We start from the raw sequence: 16,104 nt of genomic DNA, 5'->3' as shown, positions 1-16,104 counted from the left end.
TTAGTTAGTTAGTTAGTTAGTTAGTTGTTTTACTCCATTGAGACTACTATAAATTCGCTACGCCTATTTAATTGGTGTTCACCTTCAGAGCAAGGCACACCATCGGCACATTCGTTTATGAGTTGTCTTTCACCATAACCTTTACCTGTCAGCCTATTAGGATCTATACCTCCAACCTTAATAAGGTGGTCTATTGTAGATTTATTTCTTCTATTAGACAACGCGTCATTATATTCAAAACTTGCTCTACTATCAGTATGAGATCGCACATCAATTTTCATATTAGGAAACTTTTTAAGAACAGCAATAACTTTCTCTAATTGTAAAGCTGCAGATCGTCTAATATTAGATTTATCAAAGCTGAAATAAATAGTCGGTATATTAAGTACGTCTGCTAAATCTGTTCCTACAGTAATCTCTTTAACATCTTTATCTAATAAGAGCTCTATTTCTAAGTCTTGCTCTGTACTTGGTGTTGTAAAGCGTTTTTCATCAGCTATATAATCTTCTTTCTCACCTCGAATTAAATATTCTTTTTCACAATCTAAATTAGTGAATGTAAAAGTAGCGTCTTCGCCAGCAACAAGCCTTTCAACTTCATTACCTTCTTTATCAAATAAAATAACAGTCGCATTTGGCAATATCTCTAGTGTTTTTTTGTCTTTTACAATTCCTTCAACTTTTTGTTCACATCTATCTAAAGTATCAAAACCATAAATATCGTCATCTCCTTTTCCATTTGGTCTATTTGATGTAAAGAAACCTTCTCTAGTGCTTAGGCTTTCATAGTAGCCAAAATCATCTTGCGGACTATTAATTGGTTTTGCAACATTAACGACAACTAAGGTGTCTGAATTTGCATATTTTTCTTCAAATTTTTTAACTACAAAAATGTCTAATCCACCTAAGCCTTCATGACCATCTGATGCAAAATACAAGTCTCCTTTTTCGTTGATAAAAGGGAAAGACTCACGCCTTTCTGTATTAATCACATTGCCTAAATTAACAGGTGTTCCCAACTTTCCTGTAGAATAAATATCGACCATATACAAATCTGATTCACCTTCAGTCCCAGGCATATCAGATGAAAAAAACAGCTTATCTCCTTTAGCATTAATTGAAGGGTGAGCTACACTATACTCATCATTATTAAAATGTACTGGCTCAATCTCTCCCCATTCTCCTTCTTCTTGTAAAATTGCTCTGAATATTTTCAGTTTAACAATGTCTTCACTATCGCTTTCTAATTTTTTATTAAAATAATTGTTTCGTGTAAAAAACATCATCTGTCCATCAGACATAAAAGCTGCTGTTGACTCATGGTATCTAGTATTGATTGTAGAATCATAATTTTCTGGATTAGCATAAGCACTATCTCCCTCTTGCTTGGTTACCGACATCAAATCTAAAAATGGCTGTTCATTCCATTCATAATTTTTTCCTTTGCCTTTTGCAGATGCGTAAATTAATTGATTCTTAAACTTGGTTGTTCCAAAATCTGAAACAGACGAATTAAACTCTAAATTTTTGACTTCAAAATCCTTACTTGCATTTTCAATTAAAGCCAAATAATCAACTGAAGACCTAAAGGCTTTTCCTCTTGAATCATCAGTTTTTGTGCTATAAAATTTCTCCATCCATTTATCAGACTCCTTATAGTTTTCAATATACTTTAGAGCTTGTGCATATCTAAAATAATACTCAGAATCGATATCTTCTTCAAGAGCCATTAATTCACCATACCACTTAACAGCGTCTTCCATTTTATTGTTAAAATAGAATGCGTTTCCTAATTTTTCAAACAAATCGACAGACTTATGACCTTCATTAGCGACTTCAAGAAGAATCTCGCTTGTTTTTATATATGCAAAGTTGTGATATTCTTTATTTGCCTTTCGAATTTTTCCTTTTTGAGCAAATCCAATTGACATAAATAAACAGCAAAAGGTAAGACATGTAAGTTTATAAAATCTCATAATTTTTTATTTAGAAGAATCTAGGAATATAAATTTTACTAATTTTTAAATAATTTTAATTTAGCTGCATCAGCATCTATAAATAGTATTGATGACTGCAAAAATTCATTCACACTATTTTGATATTTGGAGAGTAAAATAGTGAGAGTTTAAGCATTAAGAGTAGGCTATTCTTTTTAAGTAAACAATCGTATCGTATACTTAGACTTAAACTAAAAATTAAATTAATAAATTATCGGACATTTACGTTTTAAAATCGACAAGAAGTCATATAAACCGCTGAATAACAATTAATAAACGTTATGTTACGAAGAAAAATGTATTCAATAAAACACTTCGTTTTTTAAACTTTTTAAACCTATTCCTTTTATATTTGCCAAAATTAATCTTTTATGAAATTTAAAGACGAAATTAAACGAAGACGTACCTTCGGAATTATTTCTCACCCTGATGCAGGAAAGACAACATTAACAGAAAAATTATTATTATTTGGTGGTGCTATTCAAGAGGCTGGAGCTGTTAAAAGTAATAAAATAAAAAAGGGTGCTACCAGTGATTTTATGGAAATTGAAAGGCAACGTGGAATATCGGTAGCGACTTCTGTTCTTGCTTTTGAATATAATGGAATAAAGATTAATATTTTAGATACACCTGGACATAAAGATTTTGCCGAAGATACCTTTAGAACTTTAACAGCAGTTGATAGTGTAATTGTGGTTATTGATGTCGCTAAAGGGGTTGAGGAACAAACTGAAAAACTGGTTGAAGTTTGCCGAATGCGTAATATACCTATGATTGTTTTTATTAATAAAATGGATCGTGAAGGTAAAGACGCTTTTGAATTATTGGATGAAATTGAACAAAAATTAGGATTGAAGGTAACCCCTTTAAGTTTCCCTATTGGAATGGGTTATGACTTTAAAGGCATTTATAATATATGGGAAAAGAACATCAATCTATTTAGTGGAGACAGTAGAAAAAATATTGAAGAAACGATTGAAATTTCTGATTTAAGCTCAAAAGAATTAAATACGTTAGTCGGAGATTCTGCCGCTGAAACATTAAGAGAAGAAATAGAATTAGTTGAAGGTATTTACCCCAAATTTGATAACGAAGCGTATTTAAACGGAACCCTTCAACCTGTATTTTTTGGTTCTGCGTTAAACAGCTTTGGAGTGCGAGAATTATTAGACTGTTTTATAGAAATTGCACCTACGCCTAGAGCAAAAGAAAGTGAAGAACGTTTAGTAAAACCAGATGAAGAACAATTTAGTGGATTTGTTTTTAAAATTCATGCCAATATGGATCCTAATCATAGAAATCGTTTAGCATTTATTAAAATTGTTTCGGGTGAATTCAAAAGAAACACTCCATATTTACATGTAAGGCATAATAAAAAAGTAAAATTCTCTAGTCCGAATGCTTTTTTTGCTGAGAAAAAAGAGATTGTTGATGTTTCTTATCCTGGCGATATTGTGGGCTTGCAAGATACTGGAACTTTTAAAATTGGAGATACATTAACTGAAGGAGAAGTCTTAAATTATAGAGGTATTCCAAGTTTTTCACCTGAACACTTTAGGTATATTAATAATGCCGATCCATTAAAATCTAAACAACTAAACAAAGGTATCGTCCAATTGATGGATGAAGGTGTCGCTCAATTATTTACATTAGAATTAAATGGAAGAAAAGTAATTGGAACGGTAGGTGCTTTACAATATGAAGTTATACAATATAGGTTAGAGCATGAATATGGCGCTAAATGTACTTATGAAAATTTAAATGTTTTTAAAGCGTGTTGGATTGAAGCTAAGGATGAAAAAAGTGAAGAGTATAAAGACTTTTTAAGAGTAAAACAACGGTTCTTAGCAAAAGATAAAAGAAATCAACTCGTGTTTTTAGCTGATTCTTCATTTTCATTGCAAATGACACAACAAAAATACCCCAACTTGAAATTTCATTTTGTAAGTGAATTTAAATAAAAAAAAGCGCATTTAAATACCATAAAATCATTCTTACTACAATCTAAAAATTGGTGTTAAACTAGGAGATTTGATTAAAAAACTACACTTTATCCTGTGTTTTTTGCATTTTATCGATTAATTTATTAACCATTAATGTAAGTTTATATATTGATTTTGATAGATCCCAAATCTAACTACTTATGGAAATTCAAACTAACGTGTTTAGTAATGAGGACATTACTGTCACATTCAACCCAAAAATTTGCATTAACGCAGAGCGTTGCGCTAAAGAATTATCTGAAGTTTTCAGAACTACAGTTATACCTTGGATTAATCTTGATGGCGTAAATGACAATCGTAAAATAATTAACCAGATTAAGAAATGTCCATCTGGCGCATTACAATATTGTCATAATAAGAAGGAAGCATGTTAATTGTTTGCTGCCTTTATATATACAAAGTATTAACAAAAAAAATCCCTTTATAATAAAAGGGATTTGATACTTGTTTATGCTTCTCCTGTTGGTCCAAAATTTAAAGGAATTGGAGGTTGTTCATAGTCTTTTATCTCACCATGAGCATTTTCAAAGCGTGTCACATTATCATTTAATGCTTTAAGTAAACGTTTTGCGTGTTGCGGTGTTAATATAATTCTAGACTTCACCTTACTTTTTGGTGTGCCAGGCATTATACTAACAAAATCGACTACAAATTCTGATACTGAATGATTGATTATAGCCAAGTTAGAATATATTCCTTCTGCAACTTTCTCATCTAGTTCAATATTGATTTGTCCTTGTTTTTTTTTGTTTTTATCTTCTGCCATAATAATTTTAAGTTTTAAACAAAGAATCCTGCAATAGCAGGATTCTTTTATAAATATAATGTAATGAACGACAACAATTAGTTATAATTCACTTCTTGTTTTGCTTGCATCATTTGATCAAACTCTTCTTTAGAACCTACAATAATATTTTCATAGTTACGCATTCCTGTTCCTGCTGGAATTCTGTGTCCTACGATAACATTTTCTTTAAGTCCTTCTAAAGTATCAACTTTACCATTTACAGCAGCTTCATTAAGAACCTTAGTTGTTTCTTGGAACGATGCCGCAGATATGAAAGATTTCGTTTGTAATGACGCTCTTGTAATACCTTGTAAAATTGGTGTTGCCGTTGCAGGTCTAGCATCTCTAGCAACTACTAAGGCTTTATCTTCACGACGTAAAATAGAATTTTCATCTCTTAATGCACGTGCTGTGACAATTTGACCTTCTTTTAAAGTTGAAGAATCTCCAGCTGTTTCAATAACCTTCATTCCAAAAATGCCATCATTTTCTTCAATAAAATCAGCTTTATGAACCAATTGATCTTCTAAGAAGATAGTATCGCCAGAATCAATAATTCTAACTTTACGCATCATTTGTCTTACAACAACTTCAAAATGCTTATCATTAATTTTTACCCCTTGTAAACGATACACTTCTTGTACTTCATTTACTAAGTATTGTTGAACAGCAGATGGTCCTTTAATATTTAAAATATCGTTTGGCGTAATTGAACCATCAGATAAAGGCATTCCTGCTTTCACGAAGTCATTTTCTTGAACAAGAATTTGATTTGATAGTTTAACTAGATATTTTTTAATGTCTCCTAGTTTAGATTCTATAATAATCTCACGATTACCTCTCTTAATTTTCCCAAAAGACACAACACCATCTATTTCACTTACTACTGCTGGGTTTGAAGGGTTACGTGCTTCAAACAACTCTGTAACACGAGGTAAACCTCCAGTAATATCTCCAGCTTTAGCAGATTTACGAGGGATTTTAACTAAGATCTTACCAACCTTAATTTTCTCACCATCATCAATCATTATATGGGCTCCAACTGGTAGGTTATAAGAACGGATAACTTCACCTTTTCCATCTTCTACAAGAAGTGTTGGAATCAATTTCTTATTTCTAGATTCAGAGATTACTTTTTCTTGGAAACCTGTTTGTTCATCAATTTCTACTTGATAAGTAACACCTTGTTCTATATTTTCATAACGGACTTTTCCAGCAAATTCTGAAATAATCACACCATTATATGGATCCCATTGACAAACGACGTCACCTTTAGTTAATTTGTCTCCATTTTTCACATAGACATAAGAACCATAAGGAATGTTATTCGTACTTAATGTTATACCTGTTTTCTTATCTACCAACTTAAGTTCTGATGTACGAGAAATTACAACATCTACTGTATTACCTTCTCCATCAACACTTTTTACAGTTTTAAGATCTTCAATTTCAGCAATACCATCAAATTTAACAGCCAATTTATTTTCTTCAGAAATGTTACCAGCAATACCACCAACGTGGAATGTACGAAGGGTTAACTGAGTTCCTGGTTCACCAATAGATTGTGCTGCCACAACTCCTACTGCTTCACCACGTTGTACCATTTTACCAGTAGCAAGATTTCTTCCATAACATTTAGCACAAATACCTTTTTTGGCTTCACAACTTAATGGTGAACGTGCATCAACTTTATCAATTGGAGAATTTTCAATTGCTTTAGCAATATCATCTGTAATTAACTCATTAGCACCAACTAATAATTCTTCTGTTAATGGATTGTAGATATCATTTAATGAAATACGACCAACGATTCTTTCTTCTAAAGTTTCAACAACTTCATCATTCTTTTTAAGTGGCGCAATTTCTACACCTCTTAAAGTACCACAATCTACAGTATTTACGATAACATCTTGAGATACATCAACCAAACGACGCGTTAAGTAACCTGCATCGGCAGTTTTAAGTGCCGTATCGGCAAGACCTTTACGTGCACCGTGAGTAGAGATAAAGTATTCTAAAATTGAAAGTCCTTCTTTAAAGTTAGAAAGAATCGGGTTTTCAATAATTTCTCCACCTCCTGCGTTAGATTTTTTAGGCTTAGCCATTAATCCACGCATTCCTGTTAACTGACGAATCTGTTCTTTAGATCCACGAGCTCCAGAATCAAGCATCATATATACAGAATTAAATCCTTGTTGGTCTTCACGAATACGTTTCATAGACAACTCGGTTAGCTCTGCGTTTGTTGAAGTCCATATATCAATAACTTGGTTATAACGTTCATTATTTGTTATAAGTCCCATGTTATAATTCCCCATAATACCATCAACTAAGCCGTTCGCTTTGTCAATCATACTTTGCTTTTCTGGTGGAATAATAATATCACCTAAACTAAACGATAATCCACCTTTGAAAGCGTAATAATATCCTAAAGTTTTTATCTCATCTAAAAATGCTGCAGTTTCTGGTACTGAAGTTACTTTTAAAATGTCACCAATAATATTTCTTAATGACTTTTTAGTTAATACTTCATTAATAAATCCTGCTGATTTTGGTACGTTTCTATTAAAAATTACACGTCCAACAGTAGTCTCAATAATTTGAGGTACTAACTCACCATTTTCATTAAAGTCTAAAGCTCTTACTTTAATTGCCGCATTTAAGTCAACACGTTTTTCATTATAAGCAATAGTTACTTCTTCTTCTGAATAGAACGTTAAGCCTTCACCTTTAACCTTTAAGTCTTTAGTTGATTGACGCAGTTTAGTCATATAATAAAGACCCAGTACCATATCTTGAGAAGGTACAGTTACAGGTGAACCATTTGCAGGATTTAAGATATTATGAGAAGCTAGCATTAATAGCTGACATTCTAAAATAGCCTCAGGTCCTAAAGGTAAATGTACAGCCATTTGGTCACCATCAAAATCGGCATTAAATGCAGTGGTAACTAATGGGTGTAATTGAATCGCTTTTCCTTCAATTAATTTTGGCTGGAAAGCTTGAATACCTAGTCTGTGTAATGTAGGAGCACGATTTAAAAGTACTGGATGTCCTTTTAAAACATTTTCTAAAATATCCCAAACTACTGGTTCTCTTTTATCTATAATTTTCTTTGCAGATTTTACTGTTTTTACAATACCTCTTTCTATTAGTTTTCTAATAACGAAAGGTTTATAAAGTTCAGCTGCCATATTTTTAGGCAATCCACATTCATATAATTTTAATTCAGGTCCAACAACAATTACCGAACGTGCAGAATAATCAACACGTTTACCCAATAAGTTTTGACGGAAACGTCCTTGTTTACCTTTAAGTGAATCTGATAATGATTTTAATGGTCTGTTTGAATCAGTTTTTACTGCAGATGATTTACGTGTGTTATCAAATAATGAATCAACTGATTCTTGTAACATACGTTTCTCATTACGTAAAATCACTTCAGGAGCTTTAATCTCTACCAATCTTTTAAGACGATTGTTACGAATAATAACACGACGGTATAAATCATTTAAATCTGAAGTGGCGAAACGTCCACCATCTAAAGGCACTAATGGTCTTAATTCTGGCGGGATAATTGGCACAACTTTCATGATCATCCACTCTGCACGATTCTCTCTATTTTCATTAGATTCACGTAAAGCTTCAACAACTTGTAAACGCTTTAAAGCTTCAGTTTTACGTTGTTTAGACGTTTCTGTATTAGCTTTATGGCGTAATTCATAAGATAATGCATCTAAATCTATTCTCGCCAATAAATCAATTAAACATTCAGCTCCCATTTTAGCTAAAAACTTGTCTGGGTCTGTATCTTCTAAGTATTGATTTTCTTTTGGTAAAGTTTCTAAGATATTTAGGTATTCCTCTTCTGTTAAGAAATCCATTTTTTGTAATGGTTCTCCTTCAGCATTTTTAGCAATACCTGGTTGAATTACTACATAACGTTCGTAGTAAATAATCATATCTAATTTCTTAGAAGGTAATCCTAAAAGGTAACCTATTTTGTTTGGTAACGAACGGAAGTACCAAATATGAGCAACAGGAACAACTAAATTAATGTGTCCTACACGATCACGACGTACTTTCTTTTCTGTTACTTCAACACCACAACGATCACAAACAATACCTTTGTAGCGAATACGTTTATATTTACCACAAGCACATTCATAATCCTTAACAGGACCAAAAATACGCTCACAGAATAAACCATCTCGTTCTGGTTTATGCGTTCGATAATTTATAGTTTCAGGTTTTAATACTTCTCCTCGAGATTCTGCTAATATAGATTCTGGTGAAGCTAAACCAATCGAGATTTTATTAAATCTCTGTACTGTGTTCTTATCTTGTTTTCTTGCCATAATAAATGGTTGAAATGAATTTAATTAATTAACTACTCTTCTAATCTGATATCTAATCCTAAACCTTTTAATTCATGCATTAATACATTGAATGATTCAGGTAATCCTGGATCAGGCATTGGTTCACCTTTAACAATACTTTCGTATGTTTTTGCTCTACCAATAACATCATCAGATTTCACGGTCAAAATTTCACGTAAGGTTGCTGAAGCACCATAAGCTTCAAGAGCCCAAACTTCCATTTCACCAAAACGCTGACCACCAAACTGTGCTTTACCACCAAGAGGCTGTTGCGTAATTAATGAGTATGGTCCTATAGAACGTGCGTGCATTTTATCGTCGACCATGTGTCCTAATTTCAGCATATAGATAACACCTACAGATGCTGGTTGATCAAAACGATCTCCTGTTCCACCATCATATAAATATGTGTGTCCAAATCTTGGGATTCCAGCTTCATCTGTAAACTCGTTAATTTGCTCTAGTGTTGCACCATCAAAAATTGGTGTCGCATAGGTGCGATTTAATTTTTGACCAGCCCAACCTAATACGGTTTCATAAATCTGCCCAATATTCATACGAGAAGGTACACCAAGTGGATTTAAAACAATATCAACAGGTGTTCCGTCTTCTAAGAAAGGCATATCTTCTTGACGAACAATACGAGCAACAATACCTTTGTTACCATGACGTCCAGCCATTTTATCACCCACTTTAAGTTTACGCTTTTTAGCGATATAAACTTTAGCTAATTTAATAATTCCTGCAGGTAATTCATCTCCAACAGAAATGGTAAATTTCTCACGTCTTAGCGCTCCTTGCAGGTCATTTTCTTTAATCTTGTAGTTGTGAATTAAATCTGCAACTAACTTATTGGTTTTGGCATCAGTTGTCCAAGTACCAGACGTTAAATGTGTATAATCGTCAACAGCATTTAACATTTTAAGCGTAAATTTCTTTCCTTTAGGAAGGACTTCTTCACCTAAATCATTGAAAATCCCTTGAGCAGTTTTTCCGTTAACAAGTGTGAATAGTTTTTCAACTAAAACAGCTTGTAAATCATCAAACTTAGTGTTATATAAAGCTTCAAGTTGAGCAATATCCTCTTTATCTTGAGCACGTTTGCGTTTATCTTTTATCGCTCTAGAAAATAATTTCTTATCTATAACGACACCATGTAATGAAGGTGAAGCTTTTAAAGATGCATCTTTAACATCGCCTGCTTTATCTCCAAAAATAGCACGTAATAATTTTTCTTCAGGTGTTGGATCACTTTCTCCCTTTGGTGTTATTTTTCCAATAAGGATATCGCCAGGTTTTACTTCTGCTCCAACGCGAATCATTCCATGTTCATCTAAATCTTTAGTTGCTTCTTCGCTTACATTTGGAATGTCGTTCGTTAATTCCTCATTACCAAGTTTCGTATCTCTAACTTCAAGAGAATACTCATCAATATGAATAGATGTAAAGATATCTTCACGAACTACTTTTTCAGAGATTACAATCGCATCCTCAAAGTTATATCCTTTCCATGGCATAAAAGCCACTTTCATATTTCTTCCTAATGCAAGTTCACCTTTTTGAGTTGCATAACCTTCGCATAAAACTTGCCCTTTAGTAATCTTATCACCTTTAACTACAATAGGTTTAAGGTTAATAGACGTTCCTTGGTTTGTTTTTCTAAACTTAGTTAAAGGATATGTTTTAGTATCAGAATCGAAGCTTACTTTAGCTTCATCATCAGATCTGTTATATTTAATAACAATTTCGTTAGCATCAACATATTGTACAACACCATCGCCTTCAGCATTTATAAGTACACGTGAATCAGAAGCCACTTGACGTTCTAGACCAGTTCCAACAATAGGAGCTTGTGGACGTAATAATGGTACAGCCTGACGCATCATGTTTGATCCCATTAATGCACGGTTGGCATCATCATGTTCTAAGAAAGGGATTAATGAAGCAGAAATAGATGAGATTTGGTTAGGCGCAACATCTGTATAATGAATAGCTGTTGGTTCTACCACAGGGAAATCTCCTTCTTGACGAGCAATAACTTTATCATGAAGAATTTTTCCTTTATCATCTACTTTTACCGTAGCTTGAGCAATCATTTTCTCTTCCTCTTCTTCAGCACTTAAATAAATTGGGTCGCTACTAATATCTACAACTCCATCAGTTACTTTACGATAAGGTGTTTCAATGAATCCCATTGAGTTGACTTTAGCATATACTGAAAGTGAAGAAATTAAACCAATATTTGGTCCTTCAGGAGTTTCAATTGGACAAAGTCTTCCGTAGTGAGTATAGTGAACATCACGTACCTCAAAACCAGCTCTTTCACGAGATAAACCTCCAGGTCCTAGTGCAGACAAACGACGCTTATGCGTAATTTCTGCAAGAGGATTGGTTTGATCCATAAATTGAGACAACTGATTTGTACCAAAGAAAGAATTAATAACAGACGATAAAGTCTTCGCATTAATTAAGTCAATTGGAGTAAATACTTCGTTATCACGTACATTCATACGCTCACGAATTGTACGTGCCATACGTGCTAAACCAACACCAAATTGTTGAGATAATTGTTCTCCTACTGTACGAACACGACGGTTTGATAAGTGGTCAATATCATCAATTTCAGCTTTAGAATTGATAAGCTCGATTAAATATTTTATAATGGTAATGATATCTTCTTTGGTAAGTACTTGCTTATCCATTCCAATATCTAAACCTAATTTTTTATTCATTCTATAACGACCAACTTCTCCTAAAGAGTAACGTTGATCAGAAAAGAAAAGTTTATCTATAATACCACGAGCAGTTTCCTCATCTGGCGGCTCAGCATTACGTAGTTGTCTATAGATATGTTCTACCGCTTCTTTTTCAGAGTTAGTAGGATCTTTTTGAAGCGTATTATGAATAATTGCATAATCACCTTGTTCAGCGCTTTCTTTATGTAAAAGAATTGTTTTCACATTAGCTTCAAGGATTTCTTCAATATTTTCTTTATCTAAAACCGTATCACGATCAAGAACGATTTCATTACGTTCTATAGATACAACTTCACCTGTATCTTCATCCACAAAATCCTCATGCCATGTATTTAATACACGAGCAGCAAGTTTACGTCCTAAAATTTTCTTTAGGCCAGATTTTGATACTTTAACCTCTTCAGCTAAATCAAAAATTTCAAGAATATCTTTATCACGTTCAAAGCCTATAGCTCTAAATAACGTTGTTACAGGTAATTTCTTTTTTCTATCAATGTAAGCATACATTACAGAGTTAATATCTGTAGCAAACTCAATCCAAGAGCCTTTAAAAGGAATTACTCTAGCAGAGTATAATTTTGTACCATTGGCATGGAAAGATTGCCCAAAGAACACACCAGGAGAACGATGTAATTGAGACACTACAACGCGTTCTGCACCATTGATACAAAACGTACCAGAAGGTGTCATGTAAGGTATCGTTCCTAAGTACACATCTTGAACAATGGTTTCGAAATCTTCATGTTCAGGGTCTGTACAATATAACTTTAACCTTGCTTTTAATGGAACACTATAAGTAAGTCCTCTTTCTATACATTCTTCAATGGTATATCTAGGTGGATCAATAAAGTAATCTAAAAATTCTAATACAAATTGATTACGTGTGTCTGTTATTGGGAAGTTTTCCATGAAGGTATTGTATAGACCTTCATCACCTCGTTCTTCAGATTTTGTTTCTAACTGGAAAAAATCCTGAAAGGATTTTATTTGAATATCCATAAAATCAGGATATTCAGTTCTATTGATAATAGATGAGAAATTTAATCTTTCAGCTTGTTTTACTAACATCAATGGACGGAATTTTGATTAAAAAAAATGTGACACGTATATGTTGTGATTATATACGCAAAATGGTCTAGGTCTTAGAGCATATACTCCAGACCTAAACCTTTATGTTGTTTGGTTGCTAAGCTTACTTAAGCTCAACCTCTGCTCCAGCTTCTTCTAAAGAAGTTTTTAAGCCTTCAGCTTCGTCTTTAGAAACTCCTTCTTTGATTGCGCTTGGCGCTTCATCAACTAAACCTTTAGCTTCTTTTAAACCTAAACCAGTTAATTCTTTAACTAATTTTACAACTGCTAATTTAGAACCACCAGCTGCTTTTAATATTACATCGAATTCAGTTTGCTCTTCTGCAGCGTCTCCACCAGCAGCAGCACCACCAGCAGCAACAGCAACAGCTGCAGCAGCAGGCTCAATACCATACTCGTCTTTTAATATAGTAGCTAACTCATTAACTTCTTTTACTGTTAGGTTAACTAATTGTTCTGCGAAATCTTTTAAATCTGCCATTTGTCTATCGTTTTAATAATTTTTTAATTTAATATATAATTGTAAAAGTGCGTACTATTTAAATTATCCCTCTTTTTGAGATAATGTTTTTAAGATACCTGAAAGTTTACCTCCACTCGATTGAAGCGCTGAAATAACGTTTTTAGCTGGAGATTGTAAAATTGTAATAATTTCTCCAATTAATTCTTCTTTCGACTTGATGTCAACTAACATATCTAATTGCTCATCGCCAATGTAAATAGCCTCTTCAATAAACGCTCCTTTTAAAAGAGGTTTTTCTGATTTTTTTCTGAAAGCTTTTATTACTTTAGCTGGAGCATTTCCAGTCTCCGAATACATCACAGATGTATTTCCTTTTAAAACTGTAGGAAGGTCACCAAATTCTCTATCTGATGCTTCCATAGCCTTCTCAAGTAATGTGTTCTTAACAACAGCTAATTGAACGTTTGCTTTATAACAAGCACGACGTAAATTTGAAGTTGCATCTGCATTTAATCCTGAAATATCTGCTAAATAGATATTTGCATTATCAGCTAATTGTGCAGTTAAGTCTTTAATTACTTGTGATTTTTCTTCTCTTGTCATAATATAAAGTTTTAACTAATTAACCAATTTTTGGATCTACAGCCACACTAGGACTCATTGTGCTTGACATAAAAATGCTCTTTACATAAGTTCCTTTTGAAGACGTTGGTTTAAGTTTCATAATTGTTTGTAATAATTCATTTGCATTACCTGCAATTTTATCAGCACTAAAAGATGCTTTTCCAATTGAAGCGTGTACAATACCTGTTTTATCAACTTTAAAGTCAATTTTACCAGCCTTTACTTCGCTAACAGCTTTTGCAATATCCATTGTTACTGTACCTGTCTTTGGGTTAGGCATTAAACCACGAGGACCTAACACACGTCCTAAAGGACCTAATTTACCCATAACACTAGGCATAGTAATAATTACATCTACGTCTGTCCAACCACTCTTGATTTTATCAAGATATTCTTGTAAACCTACGTAATCTGCTCCAGCTTCTTTAGCTTCTTCTTCTTTGTCTGGAGTTACTAGTGCTAAAACTTTAACATCTTTACCTGTACCATGCGGAAGAGACACTACACCTCTTACCATTTGATTAGCTTTACGAGGATCTACTCCAAGTCTTACTGCTAAATCTACAGATGCATCAAATTTTGCATTAGTTATTTCTTTAATTAAAGCTGATGCTTCAGCTATAGAATAAACTTTACCGTTTTCTATTTTTGCTAAAGCCTCTTTTTTCTTTTTTGTTAATCTTGCCATTTTTAATGTCTTTTAAAGATTAATTAGGAAATTTTCCTGTTACAGTTATTCCCATAGATCTTGCTGTACCAGCAACCATTCTCATAGCAGACTCAGTTGTAAATGCATTTAAATCTACCATTTTGTCTTCTGCAATAGTTTTTATCTGATCCCAAGAAACTTTAGCTACTTTTTTTCGGTTTGGTTCTCCCGAACCCTTCTTGATTTTTGCCGCTTCTAATAATTGCACTGCAGCTGGTGGTGTTTTGATTACAAATTCAAATGATTTGTCTTTGTAAACAGAAATTACCACAGGTAAAACTTTACCTGGCTTATCTTGTGTTCTTGCATTAAATTGCTTACAGAACTCCATGATATTAACTCCAGCAGCACCTAGAGCGGGTCCAACCGGTGGCGACGGATTCGCAGCACCTCCCCTTACTTGTAACTTAACTACTTTGTCTAACTCTTTTGCCATTTTTAATAATTTAGTTCGATGTTGTCTTTAATTGGAAGCTAAAGCAACATCTATCTTAATGTAACAATTATTATACTTTTTCTACTTGCATATAGCTTAATTCTAATGGTGTTTTTCTTCCAAATATTTTCACCATAACTTCAAGCTTACGCTTTTCTTCATTTATATTTTCTATAGTTCCATCAAAACCATTAAATGGTCCATCAATAACTTTTACTGTTTCACCTTTTGTGAACGGAATCGCAACATTTACATCTGTATCTACTGCCAACTCATCGACCTTACCTAACATTCTATTGACTTCAGACTGCCTTAACGGCACAGGGTCTCCTCCTTTAGTTTCTCCTAAAAACCCAATAACATTTGTTACAGATTTTATAATATGTGGTATTTCCCCACTTAAATTAGCTTGAATCATTATATAACCAGGAAAATAAACTTTTTCTTTGCTTATTTTTTTCCCGTTACGGATTTGAATCACTTTTTCTGTAGGCACTAGTACTTGATCGACATAATCTTGTAAACCTAGTCGAGCAATTTCATTCTCGATATAAGCTTTGATTTTGTTTTCCTGACCACTTACTGCTCTAACAACATACCATTTCTTTTCAATACCTTCAGACATAGATTTAAAAATTACCCGTTAATCAAATTAAAATAGTACCCAATAACCTTGCTAAAAACTGTATCAACTCCCCATATTGCTAATGAGAATATAATTGAAAATACAGCCACTAGAATAGTTAAACTTTGTGCTTCAGGCCAAGCTGGCCACGTCACATTGTTTTTTAGTTCTTCAAATGATTCTTTTATATAATTTACAATTCCTGCCATTATAATGTATTTATTTGCACAGATTAA

At 33.2% G+C, this 16,104-nt stretch carries 12 protein-coding genes; 2 read left to right on the top strand and 10 right to left on the bottom strand.

Features of this window, described 5'->3' with window-relative positions; all coding sequences use genetic code 11:
* Nucleotides 1–29 precede the first annotated feature (29 nt).
* Nucleotides 30–1,931 (bottom strand): OmpA family protein, encoded by a 1,902-nt coding sequence (locus ACFS5M_RS10830; protein WP_379898828.1) that lies wholly within the window; start codon nt 1,929–1,931, stop codon nt 30–32.
* 437 nt (nt 1,932–2,368) lie between these two features.
* Between ACFS5M_RS10830 and ACFS5M_RS10825 the strand changes: the two genes are divergently transcribed.
* Together ACFS5M_RS10825 and ACFS5M_RS10820 are read left to right on the top strand one after the other, a co-directional pair.
* Complete coding sequence (locus ACFS5M_RS10825) at nt 2,369–3,958, top strand: peptide chain release factor 3 (protein WP_183488680.1); 1,590 nt, start codon at nt 2,369–2,371, stop codon at nt 3,956–3,958.
* A gap of 182 nt (nt 3,959–4,140) precedes the next feature.
* Nucleotides 4,141–4,374: a (4Fe-4S)-binding protein gene (locus ACFS5M_RS10820; RefSeq protein WP_183488683.1), complete on the top strand. Its 234-nt coding sequence runs from the start codon at nt 4,141–4,143 to the stop codon at nt 4,372–4,374.
* 74 nt (nt 4,375–4,448) lie between these two features.
* Here ACFS5M_RS10820 and ACFS5M_RS10815 read toward each other — a convergent pair whose 3' ends face one another.
* The 9 genes from ACFS5M_RS10815 to secE form a co-directional block, all read right to left on the bottom strand.
* A complete protein-coding gene (locus ACFS5M_RS10815; RefSeq protein WP_183488686.1) occupies nt 4,449–4,766 on the bottom strand; it encodes a DUF3467 domain-containing protein in 318 nt (105 codons plus the stop codon).
* A 77-nt stretch (nt 4,767–4,843) separates the two neighbouring features.
* Nucleotides 4,844–9,145 (bottom strand): DNA-directed RNA polymerase subunit beta', encoded by a 4,302-nt coding sequence (rpoC, locus tag ACFS5M_RS10810; protein ID WP_183488711.1) that lies wholly within the window; start codon nt 9,143–9,145, stop codon nt 4,844–4,846.
* Between the two features lie 32 nt (nt 9,146–9,177).
* Nucleotides 9,178–12,990 carry a DNA-directed RNA polymerase subunit beta gene (rpoB, locus tag ACFS5M_RS10805; RefSeq protein ID WP_183488925.1) on the bottom strand — a complete coding sequence of 1,271 codons (3,813 nt, stop codon included), beginning with the start codon at nt 12,988–12,990 and terminating at the stop codon, nt 9,178–9,180.
* Between the two features lie 124 nt (nt 12,991–13,114).
* Nucleotides 13,115–13,492, bottom strand: coding sequence for a 50S ribosomal protein L7/L12 (gene rplL / locus ACFS5M_RS10800; RefSeq protein ID WP_183488714.1), 378 nt, complete (start codon nt 13,490–13,492; stop codon nt 13,115–13,117).
* A 63-nt stretch (nt 13,493–13,555) separates the two neighbouring features.
* The gene (gene rplJ / locus ACFS5M_RS10795; protein ID WP_183488717.1) at nt 13,556–14,077 is read right to left on the bottom strand and encodes a 50S ribosomal protein L10; all 522 of its coding nucleotides are present in this window, start codon (nt 14,075–14,077) and stop codon (nt 13,556–13,558) included.
* A gap of 19 nt (nt 14,078–14,096) precedes the next feature.
* Complete coding sequence (rplA, locus tag ACFS5M_RS10790; protein WP_183488720.1) at nt 14,097–14,786, bottom strand: 50S ribosomal protein L1; 690 nt, start codon at nt 14,784–14,786, stop codon at nt 14,097–14,099.
* Nucleotides 14,787–14,805: 19 nt separating this feature from the next.
* Nucleotides 14,806–15,243, bottom strand: coding sequence for a 50S ribosomal protein L11 (gene rplK / locus ACFS5M_RS10785; RefSeq protein WP_183488722.1), 438 nt, complete (start codon nt 15,241–15,243; stop codon nt 14,806–14,808).
* Nucleotides 15,244–15,313: 70 nt separating this feature from the next.
* Nucleotides 15,314–15,868: a transcription termination/antitermination protein NusG gene (gene nusG / locus ACFS5M_RS10780; RefSeq protein WP_183488724.1), complete on the bottom strand. Its 555-nt coding sequence runs from the start codon at nt 15,866–15,868 to the stop codon at nt 15,314–15,316.
* 11 nt (nt 15,869–15,879) lie between these two features.
* The gene (gene secE, locus ACFS5M_RS10775) at nt 15,880–16,077 is read right to left on the bottom strand and encodes a preprotein translocase subunit SecE (protein WP_183488726.1); all 198 of its coding nucleotides are present in this window, start codon (nt 16,075–16,077) and stop codon (nt 15,880–15,882) included.
* Nucleotides 16,078–16,104 lie beyond the last annotated feature (27 nt).

Origin of the sequence: Lacinutrix iliipiscaria (genome assembly GCF_042686125.1) — a bacterium.
In the GTDB taxonomy this organism is placed as follows: Bacteria; Bacteroidota; Bacteroidia; order Flavobacteriales; family Flavobacteriaceae; genus Oceanihabitans; species Oceanihabitans iliipiscarium.
The sequence above is the reverse complement of the archived record's forward strand: the minus strand, read 5'-3'. Positions and strand labels throughout refer to the sequence as shown.

Coding starts and splice junctions, on each gene's coding strand:
- ACFS5M_RS10830 (WP_379898828.1), bottom strand. CDS start 1,931: ATGTCAATTGGATTTGCTCAAAAAGGAAAAATTCGAAAGGCAAATAAA.
- ACFS5M_RS10825 (WP_183488680.1), top strand. CDS start 2,369: ATGAAATTTAAAGACGAAATTAAACGAAGACGTACCTTCGGAATTATT.
- ACFS5M_RS10820 (WP_183488683.1), top strand. CDS start 4,141: ATGGAAATTCAAACTAACGTGTTTAGTAATGAGGACATTACTGTCACA.
- ACFS5M_RS10815 (WP_183488686.1), bottom strand. CDS start 4,766: ATGGCAGAAGATAAAAACAAAAAAAAACAAGGACAAATCAATATTGAA.
- rpoC (WP_183488711.1), bottom strand. CDS start 9,145: ATGGCAAGAAAACAAGATAAGAACACAGTACAGAGATTTAATAAAATC.
- rpoB (WP_183488925.1), bottom strand. CDS start 12,990: ATGTTAGTAAAACAAGCTGAAAGATTAAATTTCTCATCTATTATCAAT.
- rplL (WP_183488714.1), bottom strand. CDS start 13,492: ATGGCAGATTTAAAAGATTTCGCAGAACAATTAGTTAACCTAACAGTA.
- rplJ (WP_183488717.1), bottom strand. CDS start 14,077: ATGACAAGAGAAGAAAAATCACAAGTAATTAAAGACTTAACTGCACAA.
- rplA (WP_183488720.1), bottom strand. CDS start 14,786: ATGGCAAGATTAACAAAAAAGAAAAAAGAGGCTTTAGCAAAAATAGAA.
- rplK (WP_183488722.1), bottom strand. CDS start 15,243: ATGGCAAAAGAGTTAGACAAAGTAGTTAAGTTACAAGTAAGGGGAGGT.
- nusG (WP_183488724.1), bottom strand. CDS start 15,868: ATGTCTGAAGGTATTGAAAAGAAATGGTATGTTGTTAGAGCAGTAAGT.
- secE (WP_183488726.1), bottom strand. CDS start 16,077: ATGGCAGGAATTGTAAATTATATAAAAGAATCATTTGAAGAACTAAAA.